Origin of the sequence: Inhella sp., from assembly GCF_041912635.1 — a bacterium.
In the GTDB taxonomy this organism is placed as follows: Bacteria; Pseudomonadota; Gammaproteobacteria; order Burkholderiales; family Burkholderiaceae_C; genus Inhella.
In genome coordinates this window covers 1-23,709 of the sequence record NZ_JAYRMO010000022.1, presented here as the reverse complement: position 1 = coordinate 23,709, position 23,709 = coordinate 1, and the positions used below count along the sequence as shown (strand labels likewise).

General features: G+C 69.5%; 19 protein-coding genes. 4 read left to right on the top strand and 15 right to left on the bottom strand.

Going from position 1 to position 23,709, the window contains the following annotated elements:
* Nucleotides 1-45 precede the first annotated feature (45 nt).
* From ACE3QP_RS13715 to ACE3QP_RS13700, 4 genes are all read right to left on the bottom strand, one after another.
* Nucleotides 46-1,614 carry a type I restriction-modification system subunit M gene (locus ACE3QP_RS13715; protein ID WP_374436896.1) on the bottom strand — a complete coding sequence of 523 codons (1,569 nt, stop codon included), beginning with the start codon at nt 1,612-1,614 and terminating at the stop codon, nt 46-48.
* Nucleotides 1,615-1,787: 173 nt separating this feature from the next.
* Nucleotides 1,788-3,995, bottom strand: a complete 2,208-nt coding sequence (locus tag ACE3QP_RS13710; protein WP_374436894.1) for a molybdopterin-dependent oxidoreductase — start codon at nt 3,993-3,995, stop codon at nt 1,788-1,790.
* A complete protein-coding gene (locus ACE3QP_RS13705; protein ID WP_374436893.1) occupies nt 3,992-4,783 on the bottom strand; it encodes a hypothetical protein in 792 nt (263 codons plus the stop codon). Before ACE3QP_RS13705 ends, ACE3QP_RS13710 begins: the two co-directional genes overlap by 4 nt.
* Nucleotides 4,784-4,868: 85 nt before the next feature.
* The gene (locus ACE3QP_RS13700) at nt 4,869-5,228 is read right to left on the bottom strand and encodes a PilZ domain-containing protein (protein ID WP_374436891.1); all 360 of its coding nucleotides are present in this window, start codon (nt 5,226-5,228) and stop codon (nt 4,869-4,871) included.
* 118 nt (nt 5,229-5,346) lie between these two features.
* Here ACE3QP_RS13700 and ACE3QP_RS13695 point away from each other — a divergent pair, with 118 nt between their 5' ends.
* Nucleotides 5,347-5,832, top strand: a complete 486-nt coding sequence (locus ACE3QP_RS13695) for a hypothetical protein (protein ID WP_374436889.1) — start codon at nt 5,347-5,349, stop codon at nt 5,830-5,832.
* A 1-nt stretch (nt 5,833) separates the two neighbouring features.
* Here the strand turns inward: ACE3QP_RS13695 and ACE3QP_RS13690 are convergent, their stop codons facing one another.
* Together ACE3QP_RS13690 and ACE3QP_RS13685 are read right to left on the bottom strand one after the other, a co-directional pair.
* The gene (locus ACE3QP_RS13690; RefSeq protein ID WP_374436888.1) at nt 5,834-6,046 is read right to left on the bottom strand and encodes a cysteine-rich CWC family protein; all 213 of its coding nucleotides are present in this window, start codon (nt 6,044-6,046) and stop codon (nt 5,834-5,836) included.
* Nucleotides 6,027-7,544: an AMP-binding protein gene (locus ACE3QP_RS13685; RefSeq protein WP_374436886.1), complete on the bottom strand. Its 1,518-nt coding sequence runs from the start codon at nt 7,542-7,544 to the stop codon at nt 6,027-6,029. The genes ACE3QP_RS13690 and ACE3QP_RS13685 overlap by 20 nt, the downstream gene beginning before the upstream one ends.
* Nucleotides 7,545-7,586: 42 nt before the next feature.
* Between ACE3QP_RS13685 and ACE3QP_RS13680 the strand changes: the two genes are divergently transcribed.
* Nucleotides 7,587-8,468, top strand: a complete 882-nt coding sequence (locus ACE3QP_RS13680) for a substrate-binding periplasmic protein (protein WP_374436885.1) — start codon at nt 7,587-7,589, stop codon at nt 8,466-8,468.
* A gap of 75 nt (nt 8,469-8,543) precedes the next feature.
* The gene (gene uvrA, locus ACE3QP_RS13675; RefSeq protein ID WP_374436884.1) at nt 8,544-14,120 is read left to right on the top strand and encodes an excinuclease ABC subunit UvrA; all 5,577 of its coding nucleotides are present in this window, start codon (nt 8,544-8,546) and stop codon (nt 14,118-14,120) included.
* Here uvrA and ACE3QP_RS13670 read toward each other — a convergent pair.
* Nucleotides 14,117-16,522: a putative bifunctional diguanylate cyclase/phosphodiesterase gene (locus tag ACE3QP_RS13670; protein ID WP_374436882.1), complete on the bottom strand. Its 2,406-nt coding sequence runs from the start codon at nt 16,520-16,522 to the stop codon at nt 14,117-14,119. The genes uvrA and ACE3QP_RS13670 overlap by 4 nt on opposite strands.
* A gap of 74 nt (nt 16,523-16,596) precedes the next feature.
* Nucleotides 16,597-16,917, bottom strand: a complete 321-nt coding sequence (locus ACE3QP_RS13665) for a hypothetical protein (protein WP_374436881.1) — start codon at nt 16,915-16,917, stop codon at nt 16,597-16,599.
* A gap of 144 nt (nt 16,918-17,061) precedes the next feature.
* On the opposite strand from ACE3QP_RS13665, the gene ACE3QP_RS13660 reads away from it, so the two are divergent.
* Nucleotides 17,062-17,835 carry a hypothetical protein gene (locus ACE3QP_RS13660; RefSeq protein ID WP_374436879.1) on the top strand — a complete coding sequence of 258 codons (774 nt, stop codon included), beginning with the start codon at nt 17,062-17,064 and terminating at the stop codon, nt 17,833-17,835.
* On the opposite strand, the gene ACE3QP_RS13655 is transcribed toward ACE3QP_RS13660, so the two are convergent.
* The 7 genes from ACE3QP_RS13655 to ACE3QP_RS13625 all read right to left on the bottom strand — a co-directional run bounded on the left by ACE3QP_RS13655 (nt 17,832) and on the right by ACE3QP_RS13625 (nt 23,502).
* Nucleotides 17,832-18,740 carry a DUF808 domain-containing protein gene (locus ACE3QP_RS13655; protein ID WP_374436877.1) on the bottom strand — a complete coding sequence of 303 codons (909 nt, stop codon included), beginning with the start codon at nt 18,738-18,740 and terminating at the stop codon, nt 17,832-17,834. The genes ACE3QP_RS13660 and ACE3QP_RS13655 overlap by 4 nt on opposite strands.
* A gap of 5 nt (nt 18,741-18,745) precedes the next feature.
* Entirely contained in the window at nt 18,746-19,270 is a 525-nt protein-coding gene (locus tag ACE3QP_RS13650; protein ID WP_374436875.1) for an SRPBCC family protein, read from the bottom strand.
* 25 nt (nt 19,271-19,295) lie between these two features.
* The gene (glmU, locus tag ACE3QP_RS13645; protein WP_374436874.1) at nt 19,296-20,678 is read right to left on the bottom strand and encodes a bifunctional UDP-N-acetylglucosamine diphosphorylase/glucosamine-1-phosphate N-acetyltransferase GlmU; all 1,383 of its coding nucleotides are present in this window, start codon (nt 20,676-20,678) and stop codon (nt 19,296-19,298) included.
* 69 nt (nt 20,679-20,747) lie between these two features.
* Nucleotides 20,748-21,326, bottom strand: a complete 579-nt coding sequence (locus tag ACE3QP_RS13640) for a DUF4136 domain-containing protein (protein ID WP_374436872.1) — start codon at nt 21,324-21,326, stop codon at nt 20,748-20,750.
* Nucleotides 21,327-21,353: 27 nt separating this feature from the next.
* Nucleotides 21,354-22,262, bottom strand: coding sequence for a tRNA 2-thiocytidine(32) synthetase TtcA (gene ttcA / locus ACE3QP_RS13635; protein WP_374436870.1), 909 nt, complete (start codon nt 22,260-22,262; stop codon nt 21,354-21,356).
* Nucleotides 22,263-22,343: 81 nt separating this feature from the next.
* Nucleotides 22,344-22,733 (bottom strand): dihydroneopterin aldolase, encoded by a 390-nt coding sequence (locus tag ACE3QP_RS13630; protein WP_374436869.1) that lies wholly within the window; start codon nt 22,731-22,733, stop codon nt 22,344-22,346.
* Between the two features lies 1 nt (nt 22,734).
* On the bottom strand, nt 22,735-23,502 hold the full coding sequence (locus tag ACE3QP_RS13625) for an SDR family oxidoreductase (RefSeq protein ID WP_374436867.1): 768 nt from the start codon (nt 23,500-23,502) through the stop codon (nt 22,735-22,737).
* Nucleotides 23,503-23,709: the final 207 nt, after the last annotated feature.

The window sequence follows — 23,709 nt, the reverse complement described above, 5'->3', positions numbered from 1 at the left end:
CCGAGGCAGGCGTCTACATGGTCGCCCAGTCGAACGAGCGGCCACTTAGAACTCATATCCAAGCCTCCCAAGCTTCTCCCTGATTACCGCATCCAGCTCCGCCCCCTTGGCCATCTGCTCCCCCAGCAGTTCCGTCAGCCGCGTCATCTTCTCGGCAAAGGCCTCATCGTCGTCCTCCACCGCCTCGGCGCCCACGTAGCGCCCGGGGGTCAGCACATGGCCGTGCTGGGCGATCTCGGTCAGCGGCACGCTGCGGCAGAAGCCCGGCACATCGGCGTACTGCCCCACCTCCTCACCCGGCGCCGCCTCACCGCGCCAGGCCGCCACGGTGGCGGCGATGCGGGCAATGTCGTCCTCGGCCAGCTGCGCCTGCACGCGCGAGATCATGCGGCCGAGTTTGCGGGCGTCGATGAACAGCACCTGGCCCTGGCGATGGACGGGCTTGCGCTTGGCCAGGAACCACAGGCAGGCGGGGATCTGGGTGTTGAAGAAGAGCTGGCCGGGCAGGGCCACCATCACCTCCACCACATCGGCCTCGACCATCGCGGCGCGGATCTGGCCCTCGTTGTTCTGGCTGGAGCTCATGGAGCCATTGGCCAGCACGATGCCGGCGCGGCCCGTATCTTTGAGGTGGTGCAGCATGTGCTGCAGCCAGGCGTAGTTGGCGTTGCCCTGGGGTGGGTCGCCGTAGACCCAGCGCGGGTCGCCCTCCAGGCTGCCGTGCCACCAGTCGCTGATGTTGAAGGGCGGGTTGGCGAGGATGTAGTCGGCGCGCAGGTCGGGGTGCTGGTTGCGGATGAAGCTGTCGGCGGGTTCGCGGCCCAAGTTGAAGTCGATGCCGCGGATGGCCAGGTTCATGGCGGCCAGGCGCCAGGTGGTGGGGTTGCTTTCCTGGCCGTAGATGGAGACATCGCCCAGGCGGCCGCCATGGGCTTCGATGAACTTCTCGCTCTGCACGAACATGCCGCCCGAGCCGCAGCAGGGGTCATACACCTTGCCGTGGTGGGGGCTGAGCACGGCCACGAGCGTCTGCACGATGGAGGCCGGGGTGTAGAACTGGCCGCCCTTTTTGCCTTCGGCGCTGGCGAACTGGCCGAGGAAGTATTCGTAGACCTGGCCGAGCACGTCGCGGGCGGCGCTGGGGTTGTCGCCAAAGCCGATGGTGGACACCAGGTCCACCAGCTCGCCGAGCTTGCCGTCCGGCAGCTGGGCGCGGCCGTAGCGTTTGTCCAGGATGCCCTTGAGCTTGGGGTTCTCGGCCTCGATCAGGGCCAGGGCGTCATCGATGCTGCGGCCAATGGTGGGCTGTTTGGCCTGGCCGCGCAGGTGCTCCCAGCGGGCGCCTTCGGGCACCCAGAAGCAGTTGACGGAGGTGTAGTAGTCGCGGTCGTCGGCTTCAAGAGCCAGGTCTTCGGCGCTGGCCTCGCCGTAGTAGTACTCGTCGTCGGGGTTGGAGAGCCGCGCGATCACCTCGGCGCGGCGCGCGGCGAAGGTGTCGGAGACGTACTTCAGGAAGATCAGGCCGAGCACGAGGTGCTTGTATTCGGCGGCGTCCATGTTGGCGCGCAGCTTGTCGGCGGCGGCCCAGAGGGTTTTTTTGATGTCGTCGAGCATGGGGGCGGGGAGCGTCCGGCGGGGCCGGCGGGTCCGGGACTGGGCGGGCAGGGCGGGGCTTGGCGGGGGATCCGCGAAGCGGCCTGGCGCGCCCGGGGGTTTTTCCCGGCGATGGTATGCGGGGCGGCCCGGTCGAAGCCGGAGCGCGGGGGCGTGCGAGTGCGCCTGGCCGATCAGGCCGGGCGGACGCTGACAGACACGCCGCTCAGCACCGCGTTGCCGCTCAGTGGGTCTCGCAGGGCGTCCGACAGCAGGGCATTGAGGTTCGCCCCCGGCCGCTCGGCCGCCACGCGCAGCTGGGTGTCGGGCTGGTCGTGACCCCAGCCGTGCGGCAGGCTGACGACGCCGGGCCGAAGCGCCTCGTTCAACTCAAGGCGCGCTTGCACCTGCCCACCGGGTCCTTCGATGCGCACCAGCGCGCCATCCGAAAGCCCACGCTGGGACGCATCAGCCGGATGCATCTGCAAGGTGCAGCGCTCAGGCCCCTTGGCCAGCAGCGGCAGGTTGTGCATCCAGCTGTTGTTGGAGCGCAGGTCGCGGCGGCCGATGACGACGAGCTCCGGCGCGGGCTCGTCCAGCGCGGCGGCCAGGGCCGGTGCTTCGGCCAGGAATTCGGGTGGGGCCAGCTCGATGCGGCCGCTGGGGGTGCGCAGCAGCTCAGGCACGCGCGGCTGCAGGGCGCCGAGGTCGATGCCGGCCGGCGCCGCGCGCACCTGGGCCAGGTTCAGGCCGCCGGGCTTGCGGCCGAATTGGTCGCCGTAGGGGCCGAGGCGCAGCGCCAGGTCCACCAGGCGGGCCGGGCCGGGTGTATTGCCCAGCGCGGCGCGCACCGGGGCGCGGAAGGCTTCGGGCAGGCTGCGCGCCAGTTCTTCGGCCAGCATGGCGTCGTCCAGCTCGGCCGCGGGGGCGCGCCAGTTGCGGCCCTGCACCAGGGCAGTCAGGCGCAGCAGGTATTCCCAGTCGTCGGGTTCGTCGGCGGGGAGCAAAGCCTCGCTCCAGCGCGCGTGGTTGCGGATGCTGAGCTGGCTGAAGGCGATGTCGTAATGCGGCACCTGCAAGGGCGAGAGGCTGGGCAGGATGACGTCGGCATGCCGCGTGGTTTCGTTGACGTAGACGTCCAGGCTGAGCATGAAATCCAGCTGGCCCAGGGCTTCGTCCAAGGCCGCGCCGCCGGGGCAGGAGAGCACGGGGTTGGACGCCACGGTGATGAGGGCGCGCACCTGGCCGGGGCCGGGGGTGGTGATTTCCTCGCGCAGGCAGGTGATGGGCAGCTCGCCGTAGACCTCGCGCGCGCCGCTGACGCGGCTCTTGCGCCGGCCGAGGCGCACGCCCTTGGCCGGGCCGGGCAGGGTGTTGGCGGCAAAGCCGGCCGCCTTGGGGAACATCGCGCCGCCCTCGCGGTCCAGGTTGCCGGTGAGGATGTTGAGCGCATCCACCAGCCAGGAATTGACGCTGCCGAAGCGCTGGGTGCAGGTACCCAGGCGGCCGTAGACGGCGGCGCGCGGAGCCGCCGCCAGTTCGCGCGCCAGTTGGCGGATGGCGGTAGCTTCGAGCCCGCAGCGCGCCGCGACGCGCTCGGGCGGGTAGGGCGCCACGAAGGCGCGCAGTTCGTCCAGGCCGTTCAAGTGGTCGCTCAGCCGGCCGGGTTTGACCAGGCCTTCTTCGAACAGGGTGGCGGCCAGGGCCAGCAGCAGGTAGGCATCGCTGCCCGGGCGCAGGGCCAGGTGTTGGTTGGCGATGGCGGCGGTTTCGGTGCGGCGCGGGTCCACCACCACCAGCTTGCCGCCGCGCGCCTGCAGCTCCTTCAGCCGTGCCTTCACATCGGGCACGGTCCACATCGAGCCGTTCGAGGCCAGCGGGTTGCCGCCCAGCATGAGCAGGAAGTCGCAGCGGTCGACATCGGGCACCGCCACCGAGAACCAGTGGCCGAACATCAGCGCGCTGGACAGCTGCTTGGGCATCTGGTCCAGCGTGGAGGCCGAGAACACATTGCCGGTGCCGATGGCGCGCACCAGGCGCGGGAAGTAGGCCAGCAGGCCCATGCGGTGCACGGCGGGGTTGCCGATGACGGCGGCAACCGAATCGGGCCCGTACAGGCGCAGGGTGTTGAGCAGCTGGGCCTCGACCTCTTCGAGTGCCTCTTCCCAGTCGACCTCGACAAAGGTGCCGGCGCGCTTGACGAGCGGGCGGCGCAGGCGGTCCGGGTCTTCGTGCAGATCCTTCAGTGCCACCGCCTTGGGGCAGAGGTAGCCGCGCGAGAAAGGATCGTCCTCGGCGCCGCGGATGCGCGTGACTTGGCCGCCCGCATGCTCGATGCGCAGGCCGCAGGCGGCCTCGCACAGCGGACAGATGCGGTAGCTGCCCGCCGTGCGATCACTCATTCACTGCCCTTGGTGAGCGCGGCCACTTCGGCCTTGAAGCCGGCGTCGTTGCGCACCTTCAGGATGGCGTTCCAGACGGTGCGCGCGGTGGAGGCGTTCTTGGCCGTGTAGACCTTGGAGAACATCGTGTAGTAGGGCTTTTCCACCAGAGCGGGCTGAACCTTCTCAATGGCATCGCGCAGCGCGGCGTCGGCGGCCATTGAGGCATCGCCCTCGTTGACCTGCACCACGCCGGCCAAGTATTTGCCTGCGGCCACGCGCTTGAGCACCTCGTCGGCGGTGGTGGTGTTGTCCTCCACCTTGGCGCCCAGCTCCTTGAGCTGCGCCACCACCGAGAAGCCCTGTTGCGCGCCCAGCAGTCCATCGGCCTTCAGCACCTTGCCGTCCCAGCCCAGCGCTTTGCCCTTGCCCTTGTAGAAGAAGTAGGAGGTGCGGTACATGCGCCGCGTGGCGTCCACCTCGCCGTTCAGGTTGACGGGGTAGTCGGCGTACTCGGCGCGTTCCTTGTTGTGGCTGGCACTCACGGCGCCGTCGATGGTGCCGGCCTTGACGCCGGCCAGGCAGTCCTTCCAGACCATGGGTGTGACCTTGATCGGAAAACCGACGGCCTTCTCGACATGGCCCATCATGATCTGCACATAGCCGGGCTTGCCGCCCATCAGGATCCAGGGCACGTTGTCGGCGTTCTCCATGCACAGGTTCAGAGGGGTCTGGGCGAGGGCCGGGCCGGCCAACAGGCCAAGACTCAGCAGGCGCAGACTCTGCAGCAGCGAACGGGGACGGGCCATGGTGGGTTCCTTCTTTTGGGGGAGGAGAGGTCAGTTTGCGCGGAGCGCGTCGGGCCGCAAACGGGCTTACCCGAACCGTGGCGGTTCACGCCACAAGGGCGCGCAGCTCTCGCTCCAGCAGTTCACGCTTGCCAAGGTTGACCTCCACCAGGCGGCGCAGGTGGCTGATGGACTCCAGGTCGATCGAGCGGCACTGCACGCCGGCGTGGTCGGCCTTCACATGGGCCAGCTCGGCGGCCATCTTGATGGTCACGTCGCCCAGGCGCAGGGCCAGCAGGCAGGGTTCGCCGGGTTCCAGGCTCAGGCCGTGGGGCAGGCGCACCAGCGCGCCCTGCAGGGAGATGTCGAGCAGCTGCACGTCCAGGCGCGTGTCCACGGTGCTGAGCTGGGCCTGGGCATCGAAGTGGATGCGGGCGAATTGGCGGCGTTCTGCGTGGTCGGACACGGGGCGGGCTCGGGCGGTGGCTGAGCGCCCATGATGCGCGCAAAGCCGGGTGCTGAACAGCGCGCGGCTTGATGGAAATCCCCATGCCGGCGCGGCCCGGCCTGCCTACAGTCGGCGCATGCAGCTTCCCGCCTTCATCGATATCGAGGCCAGCGGCTTTGGTCGCGGCAGCTATCCCATCGAAGTGGGCTTCGTGGACCGCGACGGCCAGCTGTTCTGCACCCTGGTGCAGCCGGAGGCCGACTGGTCGCACTGGGACGAAGGCGCCGCCGCGCTGCATGGCATTGAGCGTGAACTGCTGAGCAGCCATGGCCGGCCCAGCAGCTGGGTGGCCGAGCAGCTGAACCAGCGCCTGGCCGGGCAAACCGTGTACTGCGACGGCTGGGCCCAGGACTACCCCTGGCTGGCCCGCCTGTTTGAAGCCGCCGAGGCTGCGCCCGCCTTCAAGCTGGAAGACCTGCGCACCCTGCTGGATGAAGCCCAGGCGCAGTGCTGGCATGACACCGTGATGCGCGTGCGCAGCGAGCTTTCGATCGGCCGCCACCGCGCCAGCAGCGATGCCAAGGTGCTGCAGATCGCGCTGCAGCGCTTGCTGCACAGCTGATTCAGCGCATGGCCGTTGCTTCAGGAGCCTGCGGGGGCTCGGCCAGCTCGTGCAGGCAGTTCAGGCACAGGCAGCCGCTGTAGCGCTGCGCCAGCTCGGCGCGCAGGGCCGGGCTGAGCTTCAGCTCGAAGCAGTCGCAACGCGCTTCGGCCGCGCCGCAGTGAAAGCCGCCGCCGCAGCGCGGGCAGCGGCTGTTATCGGTAGAGCTGGGCATGTTGTTCCCGCAGCAGTTTCTTCTGCACCTTGCCCATGGCATTGCGCGGCAGCTCGGTGGCCAGCAGCACCCGCTTCGGGCATTTGAAGCCGGCCAGGCGCTGGCGCATGGCGGCGATCAGCACGGCTTCTTCCAGCTGTGCGCCGGGCTGGGGGATCACCAGGGCGGTGACGGCCTCGCCGAAATCCGGGTGCGGCAGGCCGATGACGGCCGACTCCTGCACGCCGGGCAGCTCGTTCAGGTGCATTTCCACCTCGGCCGGGTAGACGTTGAAGCCGCCGCTGATGACCAGGTCCTTGGCGCGGCCCACCAGGTGCAAATAGCCGTGGGCGTCCAGCCGGCCCATGTCGCCGGTGCGGAAGTAGCCATCGGGCGTGAATTCGCTGGTGTTCAGCTCCGGGCGCTTCCAGTAGCCGGCGAAGACGTTCGGCCCCTTGACCTCGACGCCGCCGACACCCTCGGCATCGGGCTCGGCAATGCGCAGCTGCACGCCCGGCAGCGCCGGGCCCACCGAGGCGCGCACCCGTTGCCCCGCCAGAGGGTTGCTGGTCAGCATGCCGGTCTCGCTCATGCCGTAGCGCTCCAGGATGCGCTGGCCGATGCGGGCCTCGAATTCGTCGAAGGTCTCAGCCTGCAGCGGGGCCGAGCCGCTGATGAAGAGCCTCACGCCCGCTGCGACCGCCCGCGTGAAGCCGGCATGCGCCAGCAAACGCGTGTACAGCGTGGGCACGCCCATGAAGACGGTGGCGCCCTGCAGGGCGCTGCACACCGCCGCAGGCTCGAAGCGCTGCAGCCAGCGCATGGCGCTGCCGCTGAGCAGTGCGCAGTGGCTGGCCACGAACAGGCCGTGCACGTGGAAGATCGGCAGCGCATGCACCAGCACATCGGCCTGCGGCTGCCAGCCCCACACCTTCACCAGGGTGCGGGCATTGCTGAGCAGATTGCCGTGCGTCAGCACGGCGCCCTTCGACACCCCGGTGGTGCCGCTGGTGTAGAGGATGGCCGCCGGGTCGTCGGCCTGGCGGGGCAGGGGTTGGTGCTGGTCGGCATGGAAGCTTGCGCGTTCCAGAAGCGTGCCCTGGCGCTCGGCGCCCAGCGTGAACACCCAGTCCACGCCGAGCTGGAAGGCCAGGCTGCTGTGGCGGCCGAAGGCCTCGGGGGCGCAGACCAGGATGCGCGGCTCGGCGTCCTTCAGGAAATGCGTCAGCTCGCCGGCCTGGTAGGCCGGGTTCAGCGGCACCAGCACCAGACCGCTGCGCAGGCAGGCCAGCCAGACCATCAGGGCCTCGACCGACTTTTCCACCTGCAGCGCCAGGCGCTCGCCGGGCTGCAGGCCGAGGTCGGTGAACAAGTTGGCCAGCATGGCCGAGCCACGCTCCAGGTCGCGCCAGGTGTAGGCCGGCTGGCCTTGCTGATCCCAGACGGTGAGGGCGATGCGGTCCAGATCGGCGGGGAAGGCGGCGCGCAGGGCGCTGAACAGGGAATCGTCGTGCTGCATACCGGGATTCTCGGCCGCGGGCCGGGCGCATAGAGTTCGAGCATGGCCCCGGATGCACTGCCCCCTTTTGCCTGGCGCCGCCGCCACTGGCTGGCGGCCGCGGCTCTGGGCCTGCCGGCGCGACCGGCCTCGGCGCGGGTGGTGCTGCGCTACGCCCAACTCGCGCTGCTGCCGCAGGATCTGCGTCTGAACTTCGCGCTCTCGCTGCTGCAGTTGGCGCTGGCCACCCAGGGCGTGGAGGCCAGCTTCGAGCCCACCGAGATGGCGATGGAGCGCCCGCGCGCCTTCCGCGCCCTGCGCGAGGGGCACGTCGACTTCATGTGGGCCGCGCTGAACGACGAGGCCGAGCGCCTGGCCCGACCGATCTACATCCCGCTCTACCGCGGCCTGATGGGGCAGCGCGTCTTCATCATTCACAAGGAGCGGCAGGCGCAATTTGCCGCCGTGCGCAAGCTCGAAGACCTGGCTGGGCTGACTGCCGGGCAGGGCGTGGGCTGGGTGGACACCACCATCCTGCGCGCCGCCGGCCTGAAGGTGGTGTCCAACACCTACGACGCGCTGTTCCGCATGGTGGCGCGCGGCACGATCGACTACTTCCCGCGCGGCGCCCTCGAGGCGGTGGGTGAGCTGAGCCTGCGCAGCCAGGACGCGCCCGAGCTGATGCTGGAGCCGCGCCTGCTGCTGAGCTACCGCAACGACCAGATCTTCTACGTGCGCCACGAGAACAAGGCGTTGGCCGCGCAGATCGAGGCCGGCCTGCGCAGCCTGCACGAGAGTGGCGCCTACCGGCGCCTCTTTGACACGCACACCTTCACGAAGGAAGGGCTGCGCGGCGCCCATCTGGAGCGCCGCCTGCGCTTCCAGCTTCCCAACCCGACCCTGAGCCCCGCGGCGAACGCCATTCCGGACCGGTACTGGATGTAGCCGGAATGGCCCCTGGGCGGCGGCGGGCCGCATTCCGCCCGCAGAATGTCCGCCCCCCGTCGCCCTGAGCCTTCCATGTCGGCCCCCATCCGCATCCGTGGCGCCCGCCAGCACAACCTCAAGAACCTGGACCTGGAGATCCGCACCGGCGAGCTGACGGTCGTCACCGGGCCGAGCGGTTCGGGCAAGAGCTCGCTGGTGTTCGACACCCTGTACGCGGAGGGGCAGCGGCGCTACGTCGAGACCTTCAGCGCCTACGCCCGCCAGTTCCTGGACCGCATGGACCGCCCGGCGGTGGACAGCGTGGAGGGTGTGCCGCCGGCCATCGCCATCGACCAGACCAACCCGGTGCGCAACAGCCGCAGCACGGTTGGCACGATGACCGAGCTGAACGACCACCTGAAGCTGCTGTTCGCCCGCGCCGCCCGGCTGTTCGACCGCCAGACCGCGCAGGAGGTGCGCGCCGACACGCCCGCCACCATCGCCGCCGATCTGCGCGCCCGCGCTGCCGCGGCCGGCGACCCGCGTGTGGCGCTCACCTTCACGGTGCAGCTGCCGGCCGCGGTAGGTGAGGCCGAGATCGAGCAATGGCTGTCCGCCGCCGGCTTCACCCGCTACCTGAACCGGCGCGAGGCCGACGGGCAGACGGTGATCGACGTGGTGGCGGATCGCATCCGTCTTTCCAGCGCCGAGAACGCGCGGCTGATGGAGGCGATCGAAACCTGCCTGACCCGCGGCCAGGGCCTGATGGCGGTGCAGTCACTCGATGGCTCGGAGGTCTGGCGCTACAGCAGCGGCCTGCACTGCCCCGAGAGCGACATCCGCTACCGCCCGCCGCAACCGGCGCTGTTCAGCTTCAACTCCGCCCTGGGCGCCTGCGAGCATTGCCGCGGCTTTGGCCGCGTCATCGGCGTGGACTGGGGCCTGGTGATCCCGGACGAGAAGAAGACCCTGCGCGGCGGCGCCATCAAGCCCTTTCAGACGCCGGCCTGGGCCGAGTGCCAGGACGACCTGATGAAGCATGCCGGCGCCTTCGGCATCCCGCGCGACACCGCTTGGAGCCACCTCAGCCCCGAGCAGCGCCACTGGGTGCTGGAAGGGCAGGACGACTACAAGGACGGGCAGTGGGGCAAGAAGTGGTACGGGGTGCGGCGCTTCTTCGCCTACCTGGAGACCAAGGCCTACAAGATGCACATCCGGGTGCTGCTGTCCAAGTACCGCAGCTACACCGAGTGCCCACATTGCCGTGGTGCGCGCCTGCAGACCGAATCGCTGTTGTGGCGCCTGGGTGGCAAGGCTGAGGCCGATGCCGTGCTGGCGCCCGCGGCGCGCTTTTTGCCCGTCGGTGTGGGCTGGACGCCGGCCCAGCTGGCCGAACTGCCCGGCCTGGCCCTGCCGGACCTGCTGCAGCTGCCGATCGCCCAGGTGCGCGCCTTCTTCGACGCCTACCAGCCGGATTCCGCCCTGCTGGACGAGGCCCTGGGTCATCTGCTGGATGAGATCCGCAACCGCCTGAAGTACCTGTGCGACGTGGGCCTGCACTACCTGACACTCGACCGCCAGAGCCGCACGCTCAGCGGTGGCGAGGTGCAGCGCATCAACCTGACCACGGCCCTGGGCACCAGCCTGGTCAACACGCTCTTCGTGCTGGACGAGCCCAGCATCGGCCTGCACCCGCGCGACATGCATCGCATCACCCAGGCGATGCACCGCCTGCGCGACGCCGGCAACACCCTGGTGGTGGTGGAGCACGACCCGGCCGTGATGTTCGCCGCCGACCGCGTGCTCGACATGGGCCCCGGCCCCGGCATGCTGGGCGGCCATGTGGTGTTCGATGGCACGCCCGACGCCCTGCGCGCCGCCAACACCATGACCGGCAACTACCTGGGCGGGCGCCGCCATGTCGGCATGGGCCTGAAGCGCGTGGTGGAGGCGAGCACGCCGCGCCTGCTGCTGGAGGGCGCGCGCGAGCACAACCTGCGCTCGCTCTCGGTGGAGATTCCGCTGCAGCGCTTCGTCGTCGTCACCGGTGTCAGCGGCTCGGGCAAATCGACCCTGGTGCAGGACGTGCTGGTGCCGGCCTTGAAGCGCCATTTCGGCGAGAGCACCGATGCCCCCGGCGCGCACGACCGCCTGCTCGGCGCCGACTGGCTGGCCGGCGTGGTCTTCGTGGACCAGAGCCCGATCGGCAAGACCGCGCGCTCCAACCCGGCCTCGGTGGTGGGCGCCTTTGACGAGGTGCGCAAACGCTTTGCCGCCGCCCCGCTGGCGCTGGAGCGTGGCTACGGCGCCGGCCACTTCAGCTTCAACGCCGGCGAGGGCCGCTGCCCCACCTGCGCGGGCACGGGTTTTGAGCATGTGGAGATGCAGTTCCTCAGCGATGTGTACCTGCGCTGCCCGGACTGCAACGGCAGCCGCTACCGCGCCGAACTGCTCGAAGTGGTGATCGAACGCGGCAGCCGCAAGCTGAATGTGGCCGAGGTGCTGGACCTGACCGTGGCCGAGGCCGTGGAGCTGTTCAAGGACGACCGCGAGCTGCTGGCCAAGCTGCAGCCCCTGCAGGACGTGGGCCTGGACTATCTGCGCCTGGGCCAGCCGGTGCCCACGCTGAGCGGCGGCGAGGCGCAGCGCCTGAAGCTGGCCTCGCACCTGGCCGATAGCGGAGCCAAGCCGCGCGTGGCCAAGAAGGGCCTGCTGTTCGTGTTCGACGAGCCCACCACCGGCCTGCACTTCGACGACATCGCCAAGCTGATGCGCTCGATGCGCAAGCTGATCAGCGCCGGCCACTCGCTGCTGCTGATCGAGCACAACCTCGACGTCATCCGCGCCGCCGACTGGCTGATCGACCTTGGCCCCGAGGGCGGCAGCGAAGGCGGCTTGCTGGTCTGCCAGGGCACGCCCGAAGACGTGCGCGAGCACGCCAGCAGCCACACCGCCCAGGCTCTGCGCGATTACGCGCTGGCCATGGACGAACCGCTGAAGGCCGCCGAAGGTGTGCCGCTGCAGACCCTGCTCTTGAACCGCCGCAAGGAGCGCACTGCGCACAGCGAGGCGATCCAGATCGTCAACGCCCGCGAGCACAACCTCAAGGGCGTGCATGTGGACGTGCCGCGCGGCAAGTTCAACGTCATCACCGGGGTCAGTGGCTCCGGCAAGAGCACCCTGGCCTTCGACATCCTGTTCAACGAGGGCCAGCGCCGCTACCTTGAATCGCTGAATGCCTACGCGCGCAGCATCGTGCAGCCGGCCGGCCGCCCGGAGGTGGATGCGGTCTGGGGCATTCCGCCCACGGTTGCGATCGAGCAGCGCTTGAGCCGCGGCGGCCGCAAGAGCACGGTGGCCACCACCACCGAGGTCTGGCACTTCCTGCGCCTGCTGTGGGTGAAGCTGGGCGTGCAGCATTGCGTGCACGACGGCGCGGTGGTGGCGCCGCAATCGGCCGAGCAGATCCTGGCGCAGATCCAGAGCGAGTACCGGGGCCAGCGCATCGGCCTGCTGGCGCCGTTGGTGATGCACCGCAAGGGCCTGTACACCGACCTTGCCAAGGCCCATGCCGCCAAGGGCTACACCCATCTGCGTGTGGACGGGCTCTTCATCCCCACCAAGCCCTGGCCGCGCCTGGACCGTTTCAAGGAGCATGTGATTGAGCTGCCGGTGGGCGAGGTGGAGGTGAACCCTGCCAACGAGCCCGCGCTGCGCGAGCTGCTGGCCAAGGCGCTCGAAGCCGGCAAGGGCGTGGTGCACCTGCTGCCTTGCCTGACCGGGGCCCAGCCGGTGCGCGTCTTTTCAACCGAGCGCGCCTGCCCGGTCTGCGGCACCAGCTACCCGCAGCTGGACCCGCGCCTGTTCTCCTACAACAGCAAGCAGGGCTGGTGCGGCAGCTGCGTGGGCACCGGCCTGGCGCTGGACCGCAGCCAGCGCCAGGCGCTGGACGATTCGCAACTGGCCGGCGACGAGAAGGGCCGCGAACAGCAGCTCTCGCATGAGCCCGAGCTGGAGGGCGTGAGCGATCAGCCCTGCCCGGACTGCGGCGGCGCGCGCCTCAACCCCACGGCGCGCGCGGTGCGCTTTGCCGACGCGCCGATTGCCGACATCGCGCAATTGAGCGTGGACGACTGCCTGGCCTGGGTGGACAGCCTGGCGCTGGCCGGCCGCGCGCACGAGATCGGCCGCGACGTGCTGAGCGAGATCCGCGCCCGCCTGGCCTTTCTGCAGCAGGTCGGCCTCGGCTATCTGACCCTGGACCGCGCCGCGCCCACGCTGAGTGGCGGCGAGGCCCAGCGCATCCGCTTGGCCGCGCAGCTGGGTTCACATCTGCAGGGCGTCTGCTATGTGCTGGACGAACCCACCATCGGCCTGCACCCGCGCGACAACCGCATCCTGCTCGACGCGCTGCAGACCCTGGCCAGCCGCGGCAACACCCTGGTGGTGGTGGAGCACGACGAGGACACCATCCGTCGCGCCGAGCACCTGATCGACATCGGCCCCGGCGCCGGCCAGCGCGGCGGGCGCGTGGTGGCGCAGGGCACGGCGGCCGATCTGGCAGCGGCACCCGAATCGACCACCGGCCGCTGCCTGGCCGAGCCGATGCGCCACCCGCTGCGCCCGCGCCGGGCCGTCGATGCCGACACCAAGGCCGTGAGCGTGCGCGGCGCCAGCCTGCACAACCTGCAGCAGCTGGACGCCAGCCTGCCGCTCGGCCGCCTGGTCGGCGTGACCGGCGTGTCGGGTTCCGGCAAGAGCACCTTGGCGCGTGAGGTGCTGCTGGCCAATCTGGCCGCCGCGGTGCCCCTGCGCAAGGCGCTGCCGAAGTGGACTGGCTGTGCCGCCATCGAAGGCCACGAGGCGGTGGAGCGTGTGCTGGAGGTGGACCAGACCCCGATCGGCAAGACCCCGCGTTCCTGCCCGGCCACCTACATCGGCTTCTGGGACGCGATCCGCAAGCTGTTTGCCGAAACGCTCGAAGCCAAGGGCCGCGGCTTCCAGGCCGGGCGCTTCAGCTTCAACACCGGCCCCGGCCGCTGCCCAGCCTGCGAAGGGCAGGGCATGCGCACGGTGGAGATGAGCTTCCTGCCCGATGTGAAGCTGGTCTGCGACGTCTGCGCCGGCCAGCGCTTCAACCCCGAGACCCTGGCGGTGCGCTGGCGGGGCAAGAGCATTGGCGAGGTGCTCGCCATGCCGGTGGATGAGGCGGTGGAGTTCTTCGCCGCCATGCCGGCCATCCACCATCCTCTCAAGCTCCTGCAGGACGTCGGCCTGGGCTACCTGACCCTGGGCCAGCCCTCGCCGACGCTCTCAGGCGGCGAGGCCCAGCGCATCAAGCTGGTCAGCGAGCTGGTCAAGGTGCGCGAGGACGTGCGCCGCCAGAAACAGCCCCACACCCTGTATGTGCTGGACGAACCCACGGTGGGCCTGCACATGGCCGATGTGGCGCGCCTGATTGCGGTGCTGCACCGCCTGGTGGATGGCGGGCATTCGGTCTGGGTGATCGAGCATGACCTGGACCTGATCGCCGAGGCCGATTGGGTCATCGACCTCGGCCCCGAGGGCGGCAAGGGCGGTGGCCGCCTGGTGGCGGCGGGCACGCCGGAGGACCTGGTGGCTGCCGGCACCCACACCGGCCAGGCGCTGGCGGGGGTGCTGAGCCGCTAAAAGTCGTCGAGCGGCACGGGCCGGCCAAACAGCCAGCCCTGGCCGGTCTCGCAGCCCAGCGCGTTCAGGAAGGCCGCCTGGGCCTCGGTTTCCACGCCCTCGGCCACCAGCTGCAGCTTCAAGGCCTTGGCCATGCCGACGATGGCGCGCACCAGCGCGTCGGCCTCGCCGTCATGGCCGAGGTCCTTGACGAAGCTGCGGTCGATCTTGAGCACGTCCACCGGCACGCGGCGCAGCATGGCGAGCGACGAGTAGCCTGTGCCGAAGTCGTCCAAGGCCAGGGCCACACCCAGGTCCTTGAGCGCAAACAGCTGCCGCTGCGTCGCCTGGTCATGGTCCAGCAGCAGGGATTCGGTGACCTCCAGCTCCAGGCGCTGCGGGTTCACGCCATGCTCCTGCAGCAGGCGCGCCACCGTTCCGGGCAGGCGGCCGCTGCGGAACTGGCGCGCCGAGAGATTGGCGGCCAGACGCAGATGCGCCTGGGGTCCGCCCTGCCAGCCCGCCAGGGTCTCGCAGCAGCGTGCCAGCACCCAGTCGCCGAGGCCGCCCTCGGTATCGATCAGCCCGCTTTCCTCAGCCAGGGGGATGAAGCGGTCTGGCGGCACGTTGCCGAGCTGCGGTGAGTGCCAGCGCAGCAGGGCTTCGGCGCCCATCAGGCTGCGGTCGCTCAGGCGGCGCTGGGCCTGGTAGTGCAGGCTCAGCTCGCCCTGCGGCTGGGCGCGGCGCAGGCGGTTCAGCATCTGCACCCGCTCCAGCGCCCGCTCGTTCATCTCGGCCCGGTAGAACTGATGGTGCCCGCCGCCTTGCTCCTTGGCGCGGTGCAGCGCGGTTTCGGCATGCTGCAGCAGCACCTCGGCGCTGCTGCCGTCATCGGGCCAGCAGCTCAGGCCCAGGCTGGCGCTCAGGTAATGCTCCTGCTCGCCGCTGCCAAAGGGTTGGCGGAACAGACCCAGCAACTGCTGGGCCAGGGTCTCGGCTTCGGCTTCGTCGCGCACGCTTTCGATCAGCACGCCGAAGTGGTCGCCGCCCAGCCGTGCCAGCAGATCGTGGGCGCGCAGGCGGCCGCGCAGGCGCTCGGCGCAGGCGTTCAGCAGGCTGTCGCCCCGGCTCGGGCCGAAGCTCTCGTTCACCAGCCGGAAGCGGTCCAGCCCCAGGCAAGCCACCAGCAGCTTGCCCTTCGGGTTGCGGCGCTGGCGCGACAGGGCTTCCTCCAGCCGCTCGCTCATCTGCAGGCGGTTGGGCAGGCCGGTCATGTCGTCGTGGCGGGCCAGGCGATCGATGCGCGAGGCGGCGGCCTTGCTTTCGGTGATGTCGAGCAGGGTGCCGATGCGGCGCTGCGGCACCGTGGGGTCGGGTGCCTCCACATGCAACAGGAAGTGGCGTTCCTGCCCGGCCACCAGCTGGCGCAGCTCCAGGTCCAGCGCCCCGCCGCGCTGCACATGGATCCAATGCGCCTGCAATTGCTGACGCGTGGCTTCATCCAATCGCCGCAGCAGATCCAGCCGTGCGGCCTGGCCAGGGCCGACGCCAAACCAACGCCCCAGTTCGGCGGACCAGCGCACCTCGTCGGTCAGCAGCTCCCACTCCCACCAGCCCGCGTGGCTGACCTGGCTGAGCACGCTGAGCTGCCGCTCGCGCTGATGCCCTTCCAGCATGGCCTGGCGCTGCTGGCGCAGGTCCACGTCGATGCAGTACATCTCGGGCTCATCCCAGCCGTTGCGAAGCATCACATGGCTGGAGAACACCGGCACCATACTGCCGTCCTTGTGCTGCAGCTCCAGTTCACCGGCTGGAATGGCCACGCCTTGCTCCAGCCAGGCGGTATGCAGGCGCACCACATCAGCACGCATGGGCGGCGGCACGATCAGGTCTTCCAGCAGCCGGCCCAAGGCTTCTTCGCGCCGCCAGCCATACAGCTGCTCGCTCGCGGCGTTCCAGTAGATGACGCGGCGCAGCCGGTCGTAGCCCTGCACGGCGGTGGTGGGGGTTTGGTCGAAGGCGTGGCGGAAGCGCTGCTCGGCGTCGCGCCAGCTGTCCATGCGCTCGCCTTCACCAGGGAGGTCGGTCAGCGCCGCCGCCAGCACACCCTGACTGGCCCGGCCGGCCAGACGCGCCCATTGCCCGGCCGCCGGGCCATGGCCGATGCGAAAGCGCCGGTCCAGGCGGCCGCCGTCATGTGCGGTAGCCTGCACCGCCGCCAGCAGCGCGGCGCGATCGGCCTCGTCCACCATGGCCAGGAAGGCTGTCAGCGGCCCTTCGACGGCCAGCCCCAGGGCGGTAGCCACATCCTCGTCGCACTGCAGGCGGGCGCTCTGTTGCTCGTAGCGCCAGGCACCCGCGAAGCCGCCGCCGGCCCAAATGTGGGCAAGGTCTGCTGCCGGCTGCCGTTTCGCGGTGCTCATCCGCCTGCTCCCTGGTGGCGCTAAGAAGCGCTTCTACTTGGGGACGCAGGCGCTGGTCAAGCCGAAGGCTTGGCTCAGTGCAGATGGCGCTTGCGCGCTTGGCCAAACTTGGGCTTGGCGACATTGCCGTCCCACTCAACTTCGTCAAGCTCCATCGGCTTGGAGCGGGCCCGCTCGATCGCTTCGCGATGCTGGCTGGCCACGAAGAGACGCTGGCGGCGCCGCTGCTCGGCGCGGGCGTCCGGCGACCAGCGCCGCCGCCACAGCGAGAAGCGCGCCTGGTAGCCCTGCCACCACAGCCCGAGCTGACGCTGACGCTCCCGGCCCAGCAGCATGTGCAGGCCCAGTGCGATGCAGACGGTCAAGCCGATGCTGGCGAGGACTTGGGAAACCATGGCGGCCCCAGAGCAAGGATGGCCCGATGCTAAGCGCGCCGTGGCCGCCTGCAAACGGGCATCTGCCCCGGAAAGTGCTCGCATTCCCGCAAAGCTGACTTTCCGCAGGGGCGGCGCCGCGGCATCTGCGCGAGCATGGCCCGCATGCGCACCCTTCGCCTGCTTTGCGTCGCCGCCCTGCTGACGGCCCTGGCCGCCTGTGGTGGTGCGTCTTCCACCGCCCCGAGCGCGCCGCCGCCCGCGCCGGCTCCCGTACCCGGCGAGCGCGCACTGCTGTTCTATGGCAACAGCCACACCCACTTCAACGAACTGCCCGCCCTGGTGGCGGAGCTGTTCCGCCAGGCCAGCCCGGGGCAGCCGGTGCGCGTGGCGGTGGCACCCGGCCTGTTGTTCCTGGACGAACGCCTCAGCGACACGGCCTCGCGCACGCTGCTGGATTCCGCAGCCTGGAGCCAGGTCTTCCTGCAGGCGCAGAAGTACAGCAGTTCCGGCACGGTGAACTACTCCACCGAGGAAGCCAAGGCCTGGATCCGCCTGGTCAAGGCGCGCGGCGCCACACCGGTGCTGTTTCCCGAATGGCCGCGCCAGGGGGTTGACGAGAGCGCGCGCATCTACGGGCTTCACGAAGGCATCGCGAAGGCCGAGGCCGCCTGCCTGGCCCCGGTGCCGCAGGCCTTCGACCGTGCCGCGACCGCCCTGCCGGCGCTGGCTTTGCGTGCTGCCGACGGCAACCACAGCAGCCCGGCCGGCGCCTTGCTGGCGGCCTATGTGCTGTACGCCAGCGCCAGCGGCCAGGCCCTGGGCAGCGGGCCGGCGCTGGTGACGTCGCCAGTGGAGCCGGCGCTGCAGGCCCAACTGCGCCAGCTGGCCGCCCAAAGCCTGGCGGCCGGGCCGGCCGCGCGGGCCTATTGCCCTTAGCCGCGCTTGGGCAGCAAGCGGCTGATGCCGTTCCAGGCCAGCAGGCAGACCGCGCCGGCCACCACGCCCACGCCCAGGTTCAGGCCCATTTCCAGCAGGCTGCCGGTGAAGCCGCCCTTGGCCAGGTCTTCGCCGATGTGGTGCAGGGCCGGGATGCCGTGCACCAGGATGCCGCCACCCACCAGGAACATGGCGGCCGTGCCGACGAAGGCCAGCAGCTTCATCAGCCGCGGCGCGGCGGCCAGCAGGCCGCGGCCCAGCAGGTGCAGCGGGCCGCTGGGGTTCTTCTGGCTCAGGTAGAGGCCGGCGTCGTCCAGCTTGACGATGCCGGCCACCAGGCCGTAGACGCCCGCCGTCATGGCAATGGCGATGCCGGTCAGCACGCCCAGCTGGGTGCCCAGCGGCTTGCCGGCCACGATGCCCAGCGCGATGACGATGATTTCGGCCGAAAGGATGAAATCGGTGCGGATGGCGCCCTTGATCTTGTCGGCCTCGAACTGCACCAGATCCACCTCGGGGTGGGTCAGGGCCTCCAGCACTTCCTTCTCATGCGCCGCTTCCTCGTCGCGGTGGGCGATCTTGTGCCAGAGCTTTTCCACGCCCTCGAAGCACAGGTAGGCGCCACCCAGCATCAGCAGGGGCAGCACGAGCCAGGGGGCGAAGTAGGAAATCAGCAGGGCCGCCGGCACCAGGATGGCCTTGTTGACGAAGCTGCCTTTGGCAACGGCCCAGACCACGGGGATTTCGCGCTCGGCGCGCACGCCGGCAACCTGCTGGGCGTTCAGCGCCAGGTCGTCGCCCAGCACGCCGCTGGTCTTCTTGGCGGCGACCTTGGTCAGGATGGCGACATCGTCGAGAACGGTCGCGATGTCGTCGAGGAGGGCGAGGAGGCTGCCAGCGGCCATGATGTTTATTGCTTCTCTGCGAGTTGTTTGAGGTTGGCCAGGCCGGTCTCGAAATCGGGCCCCACCAGTCGGTCCATGAAGAGCGCAAACCAGCGCCCGATGGTGTTGCTCATGCGCCCGTGCATGGTCCAGCGCACGTGCGTGCCGCCGGCTTCGGGCGTGAGTTCGATCTCGCCCTGGCTGGGGTCGAAATCGTCGATGGCCAGTTCGTAGGCAATCTTGCGCTCGGGTTCGGCACCGGTCAGCTTCATGCGGCCGTTGCCCTGGCTTTCGCTTGTCCAGGTCCAGACGGCGCCCACGCCCTGGGCGGCGCCGGATTCGCTGACCTTCATCTGCGGATCCCGGCGGTACCAGACGCCCCAGCTTGCCCAGCCCTTGCTGGAGTCGATCAGGGCGTAGACCTTGGCGGGCGGGGCCTGCACCCGGGTGGAGCGCTCGACGCGGTAATCGGCCGCCAGGAACTGGCCGGCGCCGAAGACGATCAGCAGCAGCGCGGCCACCAGGGCCAGCAGGGCATTCAGCAGCTTCATGGGCACTCCCGGTGTGGGTTGGGGGCTACTTCTTGGCCTTGACCGGACGGGTCCAGCCAGGAATCTTGGTCTGGCGGGCGCGCGCCACCCAGAGCTCACCGGCCGGCACGTCCTTGGCGATGGTGCTGCCGCCGCCGATGGTGCTGCCGGCGCCGATGGTGACGGGTGCGACCAGCACGCAATTGGAGCCGATGTGCACATCGGCCTCGATGACGGTGCGGTGCTTGTTGGCGCCGTCGTAGTTGGCGGTGATGCTGCCGGCGCCGTAGTTGACGCGCTCGCCCACCGTGGCGTCGCCCAGGTAGGCCAGGTGGTTGGCCTTGGCGCCCGCGGCCAGGCTGCTGTTTTTCACTTCGACGAAGTTGCCGATGTGCACCTCGCGGCCCAGCTTGGCACCGGGGCGCAGGCGGGCGAAGGGGCCGATCAGTGCGCCTTCACCCACTTCGACCCCGGCAGCTTCGCCGTCGATGTGCGTGAAGGGGTGGATGACGGCGCCGGCGGCGATCACCGCGTCCTTGATGACGCAATGCGCGCCGATGCGCACGCCTTCACCCAGCACCACGCGGCCCTCGAACACGCAGCCGACGTCGATCTCGACCTCGGCGCTGGCTTCGAGCTGGCCACGCAGGTCAAAGCGCGCCGGGTCCATCAGGCGCACGCCGGCGCGCATCAGGGTTTCGGCCTGCTGGCGCTGGAAGCGGCGCTCCAGATCGGCCAGTTGCACCGGGTCGTTGACGCCCAGCACCTCGGTCTCGCTGCCGGCCTGGGTGGCGACGACCTCGACGCCCTCGGCCACGGCCATGGCGACGATGTCGGTCAGGTAGTACTCGCCCTGGGCGTTGTCGTTCTTCAGCTGGCCGAGCCAGCGGGTCAGCAGGGCGGTGGGCGCGGCCATCATGCCGGTGTAGCCCTCGCGGATCTGGCGCTCGGCCGCCGTGGCGTCCTTGTGCTCCTTGATGCCCAGCACCTTGCCGTCGGCGTCGCGCAGGATGCGGCCATAGCCGGTCGGGTCGTCCAGCACCACGGTCAGCAGGGCCAGCTTGCTGCCGGCGCTGGCGGCCACCAGGGCTTCGGCGGTTTCGCGCCGCACCAGCGGGGTGTCGCCGTTCAGGATCAGGGTGGTGGGGGCGCTGGCATCCAGCGCCGGCACGGCCTGCTGCACGGCATGGCCGGTGCCCAGCTGCGGCATCTGGCGCACGAAGCGCAGGGCCTGGGCCTGGGCGCGCGTCTCGACCTGCTCGGCGCCATGGCCTGTGATGACGATGCGCGCCGCGCAGTCCAGCGGCGCCATGGTGTCCAGCACATGCTGCAGCAAGGGCTTGCCGGCCAGCTTGTGCAGCACCTTCGGGAGCGCCGACTTCATCCGCGTGCCCTTGCCCGCGGCCATCACCACCATGTTCAGCGCCATCCCGGCCTCGCTCGTCGTCTCTGAGGGGCCGGGATTATCTGGGCCGGCCTGCCGGCCCGCCCCCCGGGATTACGGGAGCGTCACCCGCACCTGATGGGGCTGCGGGTTGGCCTTGGGGTAGTCGGCCAGGGCGGCTTCGAACAAGGCCGCGATCATGCTGTCGCCCCCCTGGGTGGCGCCATCGTTGCTGGCGCGGGCTTCCCACAGGGCCTGGCCGGTGGCGCGGTCGCGCAGCAGCACGCCGACCTCGCGCTCATAGCGGCGCTCGATGAACATCGGGTGGGAATGCGGCGGCATGCCGAAGCGCCAGTGGTAGAGCGGGGCGTTCCAGCGGTACCAGAGCGGGTCGTCCCAGGGGCTGAGAGCGGTGGCGCTGACGCGTGCGCCCAGCGCGACGATCAGGTCCGGCGGGCTGCCGGCCGGCGCGGGTTTGAGCCCGGCCTTGGCCAGGGCCGGTGCGGCCAGGGCCTCCCACTCGGCCGCGCGGCTCAGCGGCTGCTGCTGCGAGGGCAGACGCTCGAAGGCATAGGTGGTCTTGCCTTCAGGCATCTGGCCGAAGCTGCGCACTTCGATGCTCAGGGTCTTGAGCGCGGCGCAGCCGGCCAGCGAGAGGGCTGCGGAAAGCAGCAGCAGGCGGCGGGTGTTCATAGCGGTCTCCCAAGGAATGGAGACAGCCTAAACCACCTCGGGATTCTTGCGGATGACCTGGATGACCCCAGGGGCAACCGCCGGCGGGGCGCAGCTTTCCTCGTCCTCGTCAAACGCGATGTCGCCGCCGGCAAACGGGGTGCCGGTGGGCTTGATGGTCTGGAAGGGGAAGAGCTCGCGGTCCATCATGTGGCTGGGCACGATGTGGGCCATGGCGCGCAGCATGTTGTCCAGCCGGCCGGGTTGCTTCTTCTCCCAGCTCTGCAGCATCTCCTTCACGGCGGCGCGCTGCAGGTTTTCCTGGCTGCCACAGAGGTTGCAGGGAATGATGGGGAACTGGCGGTGCTCGGCCCAGCGGATCAGGTCCTCCTCGGCCACATAGGCGAGCGGGCGGATCACGGTGTTGCGGCCGTCGTCGCTGACCAGCTTGGGCGGCATGCCCTTCATGATGCCGCCGTGGAACATGTTGAGCATCAGCGTGGTGACGATGTCGTCGCGGTGATGGCCCAGGGCGATCTTGGTGGCGCCCAGTTCCTGCGCCACGCGGTAGAGGATGCCGCGGCGCAGGCGCGAGCACAGGCTGCAGGTGGTCTTGCCCTCGGGGATCAGCTTCTTGACGATGCTGTAGGTGTCCTGCTCCTCGATGTGGAAGGGCACGCCGATGGACTGCAGGTAGGTGGGCAGCACCTCCTCGGGGAAGCCGGGCTGCTTCTGGTCCAGGTTCACCGCCACGATGTCGAACGAGATCGGGGCGCGCTGGCGCAGATTGATCAGGATGTCGAGCAGGGCGTAGCTGTCCTTGCCGCCGCTCAGGCAGACCATGACCTTGTCGCCTTCTTCAATCATGTTGAAGTCGGTGATCGCCTCACCCACCTGACGGTGCAAGCGCTTGCTGAGCTTGTTCAGCTCGTGGGTGGCTTTGTCTTTGTTGCTCATGTCAGTGCTCGCAGGGCCGCCCCAAGAGCACTGCGCCCCCTCGGGGGGAGGCGAACGCAGTGAGACTGGGGGCGTTGTTCATTACTTGATGCCAAACACTTCGACGCCAACGGCATCGCAATCCGGATAGACATCCGGCTTTTCCGTACTCACGCGCGCCGCCCGCACCTTGGGGTGCTCGAGCATGCGCGCCAGCACGGCGTCGCACAGGGTTTCCTGCAGGTGGATGTGGCCGTGCGAGACGTACTCGGCAATGGTGCGGCGCATGAAGTCGTAGTCCACCACCTCGTCCAGCTCATCGGTCTGGGGGGTGGTCTCGGCCAGCGGCACGTAGAGGTCCACATTGATCAGCACGCGCTGCTCGCCGCGTTTCTCGAAATCGTGCACACCGATGTTGATCCACACCTCGTAATTGCGCAGGAACAGGCGCCGGCAGTTGAGCAGGCTGGGATGGTCGAGGGCCGAGGCCATGTCAGTTCTCTTTCACGAGGTAATAGACGTCGCGCGGCTGCGCGGCGAGGTGCTGGCCGCCGTCGACCAGCAGGGTGCTGCCGGTGACGGCGCGGGCCTTCAGCAGGTACTCCACCGCCTGGGCGAAATCGTCCGGCTGGCTGCTGCGGCCCAGCGGGGTCAGGCGGTGCGCAGCCAGGAACTCGGCCTCGGTCATCGGGCCGCTGGGCAGGGTCACGCCCAGCGCCACGTCCACCACGCGCAGTTGCGGCGCCAGGGCCTGGGCCAGCACCGGCGTGGCGGCTTCCAGGGCAGCCTTGCTCAGGGTGTAGCTCAGGTGGTCGGGGTTGGGGTTCCAGAGCTTTTGGTCCAGCACATTGACGACGCAGCCCTCATGGCCGGCAGCGGCGCAGTGGCGGTGCAGGGCACGCGCCAGCGTCAAGGCGGCTGCGGTATTGGCGCGCAAATGGCGCTCCAGGTTCGCGTAGCTGAAGGAGGCGATCTCGTCGTGGCTGAACAGCGAGGCGCTGTTGACCACGGCGTCCAGCCGCCCCAGCGCGGCCACGGCGGCAGGCACCAGGGTCTCGACGGCGGCTTCATCTTCCAGATCGGCCGGCAGGCCCACGGTGCGCGCGCCCAGTTCCCGCAAGGCGGTGCCGAGCGAATCGGCATCGGCATCCGGCGTGGTGCGGTGGTGCACGGCCACATCCCAGCCGGCGCGGGCCAGATGCAGTGCAAGGTGGCGGCCCAGGCGGCGGGCCGCGCCGGTGATCAGGACGACCGGGCGCATGGAACGGAGGGATTCGAGAAAGCCCGGGATTATCCGGGGCCGGGTTTGTCCAGGCGGTGGCAAATGTCACTGCGGCGGCGGCTTGTATTGACCCAGTGAATAGCTGCTCAGGTGTTAGTGTCGAAAGGAAGAAGACATGAGCACCCTGATGGAAGACGAGATCAAGCGATGGACAGCCAAGCGCAAGACGGCGCTGGTGCTGGACAT